Here is a 9114-nt window from a genome sequence, read left to right as displayed (position 1 = left end):
CCCGAAATAAAGAAAGCAAATACGTCATTGAAGTCTGTACATACATATTCGGGATATTCCTCGGAAGCAAAAACATAGCGGAATTCAACATAGTCTGAATAGGGTACAAAATCAAATTCTAAAACAGCTGCATTAAAGGTTCCTCCCCCGTTTGAAAGGCTGTTAAGCAAACTATATCCGGGTCTGTTATTGTCAATTCCGGCGTTTTCTCTGTCATTTGGTCCATGAGGTCCATTACGGTTTCCCCCGGCTTGCGTGTTGTGAATTGTACCGGTTGTCATGATCAGCCCTTCCTGAATGCCAACATTGGCATTGGTACTGTTAAATTGGCCTATTGCCTGAGCAGATCCGGTGTAATTTACATTACTTACGGTAACTCCACTACCGACTAAAACATTTTGAACAAGAGCCTGAGGGCTTTGATTACCTGAAGTTACTAACTGCGATTTTACACTATAAGGTAAAAAGGTAAGGCAAAAGAAAACTATGTGTAACAGTAACTTCATATTTTATATATAACGTTTAAAATAGAAAAACGTTGTTAGTTATCGTCTCATTTTCAAAAAATTCACATTTTTTAAGAGAGTTGAGCGAAGAAATTAAATTAACTTAGCATATTGACAAGTAGCAAATTTCGTTCCAAACTTTAAAAATGGTAAACGTGAATTTTATTTCAAAATTACGTCTTTTTTTCCTTAAACGAATAAAAATTAACGGGTTAAATCCTGATTCATATCAGCCCTTATGGGGAGTTGAAGTAAGTCGTCTGGTTCTGCTATCTGTCCTTTTTTTATTTTTTCTTTTATTTTTTGGTCTTAGTATTCTGATCGTGAGTTATACACCTGCCAAGGGTCTTCTTCCGGATTCCGTGCGAAATACAGACAGAGTAACGCTTGAACAACAGTACTTGAAAATTGATTCACTTATGTCGCGTTTGGAGATGCAGGAAAAGTATATCTCCGATGTAAAAAAGATTATTCTGGGTGAGCCGTTAGGTGAAGATGTCCCGGAAGATACTTTAGGGGAAAACACGGCGCAGAATCTGGAAGATGTATCAACCGATTTTTCTGCTTCGGAAAGGAACCTTGCTGAAAAAGTTCGTGATGAGATAAAAGAGGATCAGGGATTTGAAGAAGGTCATGAAAAGATCGAAGGGCTATATTTCTTTCCTCCTGTAAATGGAGTCTTGTCGGCTAAGATGGAGAACGGACATCTAGGTGTGGATGTTGTTACCGAAGAAAAAGCCACAATTAAGTCTGTACTGGATGGAACCGTTATTTTTTCAGATTGGACAAATAGAGGTGGCAGGACGGTGATTGTGACGCACGGTAACGGATACATTTCAGTGTATATGCATGCCAGTGTATTATTGAAAAAAGCCGGAGATCGTGTGCGAGGAGGAGATCCGATTGCTATTGTCGGTAATTCAGGAGAGAATACGACAGGTCCGCACCTTCATTTTGAGTTAATATTTAATGGAAAATATGTTAACCCGCTAAATTACATAAGCTTCAAATAATTTGGCTATTTTTGCACCGCTTTATATAAAATCGCAAATATGAAAGAAGAAATTGAATCCCTTATAGGAGCTTTGAACAATCGTTTTACAGCCCACCCGTGGCATGGTATTTCTATTGGAGATAAATCTCCCGAAATCGTGAATGCATTTATCGAGATTATTCCGGAAGATGCAATAAAATACGAAGTAGATAAGGATTCCGGATATATAATGGTTGATCGTCCGCAAAAGTTTTCTAATCATATGCCCTGTATGTATGGGTTTGTTCCGCAAACCTATTGTGATACAAAAGTTGCGGAATTTTGCGCTGAAAAGACAGGAAAAAAAGATATCGTTGGAGATCACGATCCGTTGGATATTTGTGTATTGAGTGAAAGAAATGTAAGCAGAGGAGGGATTCTTGCTGAAGCTAAAGTTATCGGAGGTTTCCGAATGATAGACGGAGGTGAGGCTGATGATAAGATAATAGCTGTACTAAAAGGAGATCAGGCATACGGAGAGATGTCGGATATATCGCAAATGCCAAAGATGGTAATAGACCGTGTGAAGCATTTTTTCCTCACCTATAAAGATTTGGAAGGAACCTCAAAAAATGTTGAGATAACACATGTTTATGGTAAAGATGAAGCTCTGGAAGTGATAAAGAGAAGTAATGAAGATTATGTATCGAAATTTGGAGATGCAAACGAGCAACTAAAGGCAGCTCTGGAGCGTTTTTTCACAGTCAAAGCATAAGATTAGTAAAAGCCTGGACTTATCGTTCAGGCTTTTTTTACAACCTTTTCACTACTTTTTTCGTCCTGATTTAAGAACCCAAAAAACTCAAAATGAACAAAGTACTACTATCACTGTTTTCAATGATGTCTCTAATAGTGTCTGTTGCACAGACAGATAACTTTGTTTTAGTTGATCATGATGATTTTGAATATCAGGTTCCGGTTTCGTATGTGGTACCGATGTCACTGAATGATTGGAATGAATATCCGCAAAATGACCAATGTGTTCCGGAAGGACAACGTGCATTGTTATGTAACTTCAGAAATGACTACACAGGGTTAGCGCTTAATAAAGAGATAGAGATATGTCCCGGTTCAGATTATTACTTCACCTGGCAAATGGGAAATTGTTATCTGGCTGAGAATAATAATGGTTCGTTTATCAAGCCACATGTTCGCGTTGTGGTCGAAGATGCTTTGGGTACAATATTATTTCAGGATGATTGGGCAAACCTTACCAATTGGCAGACGTATCAAACGACAGTATTTAATCCTGCAACATCAAGTATTTTCTTTAAACTGTATACTGAGATTCCCGGAGCTTCATTTGGGAATGATCTGGTTTTTGATGATCTTAGATTGTATCAGAATAATCCAACCTATAGTTATATAGACGATAATGGGGCAGAAATAGCATTGTGTACGGATGATGCCGCAGTTGATTTAGCAGATTATTTTGTACAACCCAGTAATTCCGGAGTATGGAATGGTCCCAGTGTTCTGACAAATGGAGTTGCAGGGACTTTTGATCCGGCAGCTAATTTATCAGGAGATTATACCTATACTACACAAGGAGCACCTCTTTGTCCGGATACAACCTCTGTTTTTCAGGTTGTAGTGGGGGTGACGCCTCAACTGAATCCTGTAAGTGATGTTGATATTTGTGGAGGATATGAACTGGAAGTGATTCAGGGAAGTGATTTATCCGGAAATGAAGCATATTATACGCAATCCGGAGGAGGAGGAACCCAGTACGTTGCGGGAGATATAATTACTTCCGATGTGACATTGTTTGTTTATGATGAAGATCAGAATTCATCTGTTTGTAATGCGGAAATAAGTTTTTCTATTACGATTCACGATGCTCCTGATGCGGGTGATGATTTTACAGATTTAATTTGTTTGCCATCTGGAACAACAACTCTTACTCTTTCTGATAATATGGGAGTCCATGATAATAATGGAGTGTGGGAGGAGGTAAGTGCAAATGCTTCCGGTAGCTTTGATGCAGCGACTTCTGAATTGGATCTGTTCGCAATCGGAGAAGGAGTTTATGAATTTATTTACGTAGTACCTTCTATCGGAGGTTGTGAAGCAGATACGAGTTATCATACGATTACAATTCTTGAAACACCGCAACCTCAGATTTCATCTTCTGATACGAATATTTGTTTTCCGGATGTCATTACATTTGATCCCGGTACACAGGAAAATGATGGTTTTATATATGATTGGGTATTTGGAAATGGTACTGTAGCTTCTGATGAAAATCCGGTGATTAGTTTTACTACAGAAGGATGTTATACGGTTGACCTGACGGTTAGTAATAATGGTTTTTGTTCTGTGTCGGTTCAGGAACCCAATTTTATTTGTGCGTATCCTACTCCGATAGCTGATTTTAGTATGGATCAGGACTCGCTTGATGCCGCTTCTCCAATTTTGACAGGAGAAAATTTATCAGCGGGAGCAGATGGATATTTGTGGACTTTCGGAGATGGCGGTACGTCAACGGATACAGATCTCAACTATTCTTTTGAAGGAGCAGAGGGAGGGTATTATTCGGTATCTCTTGTTGCCTATACAGATCAGGGATGTGCGGATACAATGACACAAAGTATTTTTATGTTTAATCAGTTTGTCCTTACTATTCCAAATGTATTTACTCCCAACAATGATGGTGTAAATGATATGTTTACCGTCTATGTGGAAGGAACAAAAAGCCTCGAATGGACTGTTTTTGACCGATGGGGATTGGTAATGGCAAGAGGTAAGCAAAATATGGAGCCTAATGCACAGTATATCCCGGTTTGGGATGGGACAGTGGATGGAATGGAAGCAACAGAAGGCGTTTATTTCTTCAGAGTAAATTACGAGAACTATTTTGATGAAACGGGCGTGGAGCATGGAAATATTTCACTCTTCAGAAAGTAACGCTTGTCAATTGATCTTTTAGGTCGTAACTTTGCGCCCGTCTATGGTGAAAATTCGCAATATAGAGTTGGGTGAATTCCCTTTGTTGCTTGCTCCTATGGAGGATGTAAGCGACCCTCCTTTTCGTGCCTTATGCAAGGAAAGCGGTGCTGATCTGATGTACACCGAGTTTATTTCTTCCGAAGGCTTGATTCGGGATGCAGCCAAAAGTGTTGCGAAGTTGGATATCTATGAATATGAGCGCCCTATAGGGATTCAGATTTTTGGTTCTGAGATTGAGTCCATGAAAGAGGCAGCCCGTATTATTGAGAAAACGAATCCTGATATTATTGACATCAACTACGGGTGTCCTGTTAAAAAGGTTGCTTGCAAAGGGGCCGGAGCCGGAATTTTGCAGGATATCCCCAAGATGATTCGCCTTACGGAAGAAATTGTGAAATCTACTTCTTTGCCTGTTACTGTCAAAACCCGATTGGGTTGGGATGATAACAGTAAACACATATATGAAGTAGCTGAGCGGCTTCAGGATGTTGGGATTGAGGCATTGTCTATTCACGGAAGAACGCGGAAACAAATGTATAAGGGAGAGGCAGACTGGACGTTGATAGGTGATGTCAAGAATAATCCCCGAATGCATATACCTATCTTTGGTAATGGTGATATTGATACTCCGGAAAAAGCAGTGGAGTATAAAAATAAATATGGTGTTGATGGTGTCATGATCGGTCGGGCAAGCATCGGTTACCCGTGGATTTTCAGAGAGATTAGACATTATATTGAGACAAAAGAACACTTGCCCGGACCTACGTTTAAGGAAAGGCTGGATAGTACCCGAAGACATTTGGAAATGTCTGTGAAATGGAAGGGTGAAACTTTAGGTGTAATAGAGATGAAGAGACATTACACAAATTATTTTAAGGGAATTCCACATTTCAAAGAATACAGAACAAAACTGGTAACTTCTTTTGATTTACAAGAGGTTCGTGATACGCTGGATGAAATTGAATTGAAATTCTCTGAATTAGTTGAATGATTTTCTTGATTTTCTGACAAGGTAAGATACAGGTAGCCAGCTACTCAGTACTCCAATAATACCAGTGACTCCAACGATTAACAGACTGTCAGTAACAGACATAACTACGGGAAAAGCTTCTCCCCCAGAGTTAGGAAGTGTCAAAAAAGCTCCAAAGAACTGAATGGAAACAATAATGTAGCCGAATAACAGTCCTAATACAATCCCTGATCCGGAAATTAATAACCCTTGTTTGAAAAAGATAGAAAAGATGCCCCTTTCGGTCAGACCTATCGCTTTTAAGGTTTTAAGGTTAGGAGTCTTTTCTATGAATAACATAGTGAGAGAAGCAACCATGTTAAATGTTGCCAACGCAAAAATAAAAATGAGAATACAGAAGACAATAATCTTTTCAATTTTGGATGTTTTATAGATCAATTCATTTTTTTCAAGGTGCGTTTTAATCTCAAAATCACTTCCCAGTAACAAAGCTATCTCTTCCCGGATTTTTTCCAGATTCCCTAAGTCATTAACATTTACGGCCAGGCGAGTTATATCTTTTTCATAACCAAGAAGATCGGAAGCAGCTTCTAAGGGGACAATAAGAAAAGAGCTGTTGACCTCCCTGTTATAATTTACTGAAGCATCAATAAGAAAAGCATCTGATTTAAACGGGTTTGATGAACGCATAATTTTTGCGTCCCGGGAGGGAGCGTAAACAAGAATTCTTTCCGGATTACTTTCGAAAATAATGCCATCCAGTTTGTTGAGTAGACCAATTCCGATATAAGAGCTTTTTTTGTATTCTTTGCTAAGTGTATGCCCCTGAATCAAATGATCTTTGAGTTTAATCATCTCATAAAAAACAGGTTCTACCCCTAACAATGTCCCGTTTACCCACTTGTTTCCATGTTTGATAATAACGATTTCCTCTATCTGTTTAGAGATGTGAGAAACCCCATCAATGTTTTGGATTTCATCTATAGGAATAAAGTCTGCATTTACTGTTTTTCCTTTCTTGGATGTTATGGTGATGTGCGGATCAAAGTCGGAGTAGAGATCATGTACCAAAGATTCTATTCCGTTAAATGCTGATAGAACAATGACCATTGCTGCCGTACTTACCATTAGCCCCAGAATGGCAATCCGGGTAATGATATTGATAATACTCTTCGATTGTTTTGAAAAATAATACCGTTTAGCAACAAAAAAGGAAAAGTTCACTCTACTTTTTTAATAAATCATCAATTTTCATCGCATAATCGAGGGAGTCGTCGATTAGGAATACAAACTCAGGAACTTTACGTAGGTTTTTTAGAGCCGTGGCAATAACACCTCTGATTTTAGATTTATTATCATTAATATGTTTCAACACCTCTTCTGTTTCGGCAGAGCCAAAAATACTCAGGTACACTCTTGCGAATGATAAATCTGCTGAAATACTAACTTTCGTAACTGTCACCATGTTTCCCAAGGTGTACTCCCGTGCGTTGCGCTGAAAAAAAACAGACAATTCACGTAGCATTGCTGTTTCAACTTTGTTTTGTCTAACTGAACCCATGTGACAAAGTTACGAATTGTTTGTTCAAAGTGAGAGAACGAGCTGAAAAACGTATCTTTGTGCGGTTAAACAATAGAGTAAGTGAGGTTTTGCTGATGAAAACAATACGAGAAATATACCGTTACACATTCCATTATAAGGTACAGGCAATCCTGACCATATTTTACAACTTTTTGTTTGTCATTTTCAATCTGGTTTCTTTAGCATTATTTGTTCCCTTTCTTGAATTGATTTTTAGCAACGATTTTCCGGAAACAGCTCCTGTTGCACCTGTCTGGGATGGGGATTTTTTTGATTACAGTTCAGACTATTATACGTACTACATGGAGAACTACCTGTTTGTGAACGGGCAGGAGAAAGCACTGTTGTTTATTTGTATAAGCGTCCTTTCTGCTTTTTTTCTGAAGAATCTTTTCAGGTACCTGGCTATCTATCACCAGTCGCAATTGCGAATGGCTGTTGTGAGGGATATAAGAGATACTATTTTTTCAAAAACGCTTCGGCTACCAATGTCATTTTACTCGGAAGAGAAAAAGGGAGACCTTATGTCTAGGATGAGTACGGATGTTAATGAAATAGAAATTGCTGTGGTTGCTGTTTTGCAGTTGATATTCCGGGATCCTATTGATGTTTTGTTAACGGTTTCTCTTTTGCTCTACTGGAGTCCTGAATTAACCTTGGTGTCTTTTGTTGTATTGCCTCTTTCCGCTTTTGTCATTTCGAGAATTGGAAAAAGTCTCAAACGGACTGCAAGGGAAGGACAAGACCAGATGGGAAGGGTCTTTTCTATTATAGAGGAGACGCTGGGAGGAATCCGTATCATAAAAGCATTCAATGCTTCAGAGATGGTTCGCGGAAAGTTTGCAAAGGCAAACCTGCGGCATCAAAAGTTGATAACTTCAACTTTTAGAAAGAGGGATTTATCAAGTCCTTTGAATGAGTTTTTGGGGGCTTTTGTTATGCTTGTTATTGTTTATTTCGGAGGAAAAATTGTTCTGAGTGGAGAAGGAAACCAATTAACTGGTTCTCAGTTTTTGGGATTCATTATCGTTTTTTCTCAGTTATTACGCCCGATTCAGAGTATAGCTCAGAATATAGGGAATTTACAAAAAGCCAAAGTAAGTCTTGACAGAATTAATCAGGTAATTGATACAGATGAAGTAATCCATGATCCGATAAATCCGCTTGATTTTAATGGAATCAAAGAGGCTATTGTGTACGATGATATTTGTTTCTCATACGGAGATCAGCAAGTAATAAATCATGTTAGCTTCACGGTTCCCCGTGGGAGGACCGTTGCTTTGGTGGGGGAATCAGGGAGTGGAAAGTCGACTTTGTCGGATTTATTACCCCGTTTTTATGATGTCTCATCGGGTCGTGTTTGTATTGATGGTGTGGATATTCGTCAATTCAGGGTGGAAGATTTGCGAAGTGAAATAGGTATTGTTTCTCAGGAGTCGATCCTTTTTAATGATACTATTCGCAATAATATTGCTTTTGGTAACCCGGATGCTTCTCTGGAACAAATTCAAGCTGCTGCCCGTATTGCGAATGCACATGAGTTTATTGAACAGCAGGAACAAGGTTATGAGACGATTATTGGGGACAGAGGAAATAAATTAAGTGGCGGACAAAAACAGCGGATCAGTATTGCCCGTGCAATTCTTAAAGATCCTCAGATCCTGATTTTGGATGAAGCGACGTCTGCTTTGGATACTGAATCAGAGAAATTGGTGCAGGATGCTCTGGAAAAATTAATGAGTAACAGAACATCAATTGTTATCGCGCACAGATTAAGTACTGTTCGTCATGCGGATGAAATCATAGTCCTGCAGAAAGGGGAGGTTGTCGAAAGAGGAAATCATGATGAATTAATCGCAAAAAAGGGGCTGTATCAACGCCTTTGTAGTTTACAGGGATTGAGTTAAATCACGAATTTTTCCGATTAAGTTTTAATATTAACCGTTCATCAATTTTGTATCAAGTTTTTTTGACGGTTTTTGAAATAACTGTATATTCGGCAGCGTAATCGCAAAATAAAATTTAGAATTATGAAGAAAATTTACTTTTTGGCAGCAACTTTATTGATGAGTGC

General features: G+C 38.7%; 8 protein-coding genes. 5 read left to right on the top strand and 3 right to left on the bottom strand.

Going from position 1 to position 9114, the window contains the following annotated elements:
* A partial coding sequence (locus AC4PL9_RS13690; RefSeq protein ID WP_491605310.1) for a choice-of-anchor L domain-containing protein occupies positions 1-506 on the bottom strand: 506 nt, incomplete at its 3' end.
* A gap of 155 nt (positions 507-661) precedes the next feature.
* Here AC4PL9_RS13690 and AC4PL9_RS13685 point away from each other — a divergent pair.
* The 4 genes from AC4PL9_RS13685 to dusB all read left to right on the top strand — a co-directional run bounded on the left by AC4PL9_RS13685 (position 662) and on the right by dusB (position 5479).
* The gene (locus AC4PL9_RS13685) at positions 662-1519 is read left to right on the top strand and encodes a M23 family metallopeptidase (protein ID WP_491605309.1); all 858 of its coding nucleotides are present in this window, start codon (positions 662-664) and stop codon (positions 1517-1519) included.
* 39 nt (positions 1520-1558) lie between these two features.
* A complete protein-coding gene (locus AC4PL9_RS13680) occupies positions 1559-2254 on the top strand; it encodes an inorganic pyrophosphatase (RefSeq protein ID WP_491605308.1) in 696 nt (231 codons plus the stop codon).
* A gap of 92 nt (positions 2255-2346) precedes the next feature.
* On the top strand, positions 2347-4446 hold the full coding sequence (locus AC4PL9_RS13675) for a PKD domain-containing protein (RefSeq protein WP_491605307.1): 2100 nt from the start codon (positions 2347-2349) through the stop codon (positions 4444-4446).
* A gap of 43 nt (positions 4447-4489) precedes the next feature.
* Positions 4490-5479: a tRNA dihydrouridine synthase DusB gene (dusB, locus tag AC4PL9_RS13670; RefSeq protein ID WP_491605306.1), complete on the top strand. Its 990-nt coding sequence runs from the start codon at positions 4490-4492 to the stop codon at positions 5477-5479.
* Here dusB and AC4PL9_RS13665 read toward each other — a convergent pair.
* The gene (locus AC4PL9_RS13665) at positions 5468-6682 is read right to left on the bottom strand and encodes an FtsX-like permease family protein (RefSeq protein WP_491605305.1); all 1215 of its coding nucleotides are present in this window, start codon (positions 6680-6682) and stop codon (positions 5468-5470) included. The genes dusB and AC4PL9_RS13665 overlap by 12 nt on opposite strands.
* A 1-nt stretch (position 6683) precedes the next feature.
* A complete protein-coding gene (gene rbfA, locus AC4PL9_RS13660; protein ID WP_491605304.1) occupies positions 6684-7019 on the bottom strand; it encodes a 30S ribosome-binding factor RbfA in 336 nt (111 codons plus the stop codon).
* 59 nt (positions 7020-7078) lie between these two features.
* Here rbfA and AC4PL9_RS13655 point away from each other — a divergent pair, with 59 nt between their 5' ends.
* Positions 7079-8947, top strand: coding sequence for an ABC transporter ATP-binding protein (locus AC4PL9_RS13655; protein WP_491605303.1), 1869 nt, complete (start codon positions 7079-7081; stop codon positions 8945-8947).
* Positions 8948-9114: the final 167 nt, after the last annotated feature.

Source organism: Wandonia sp. (assembly GCF_984588085.1).
The sequence above is the reverse complement of the archived record's forward strand: the minus strand, read 5'-3'. Positions and strand labels throughout refer to the sequence as shown.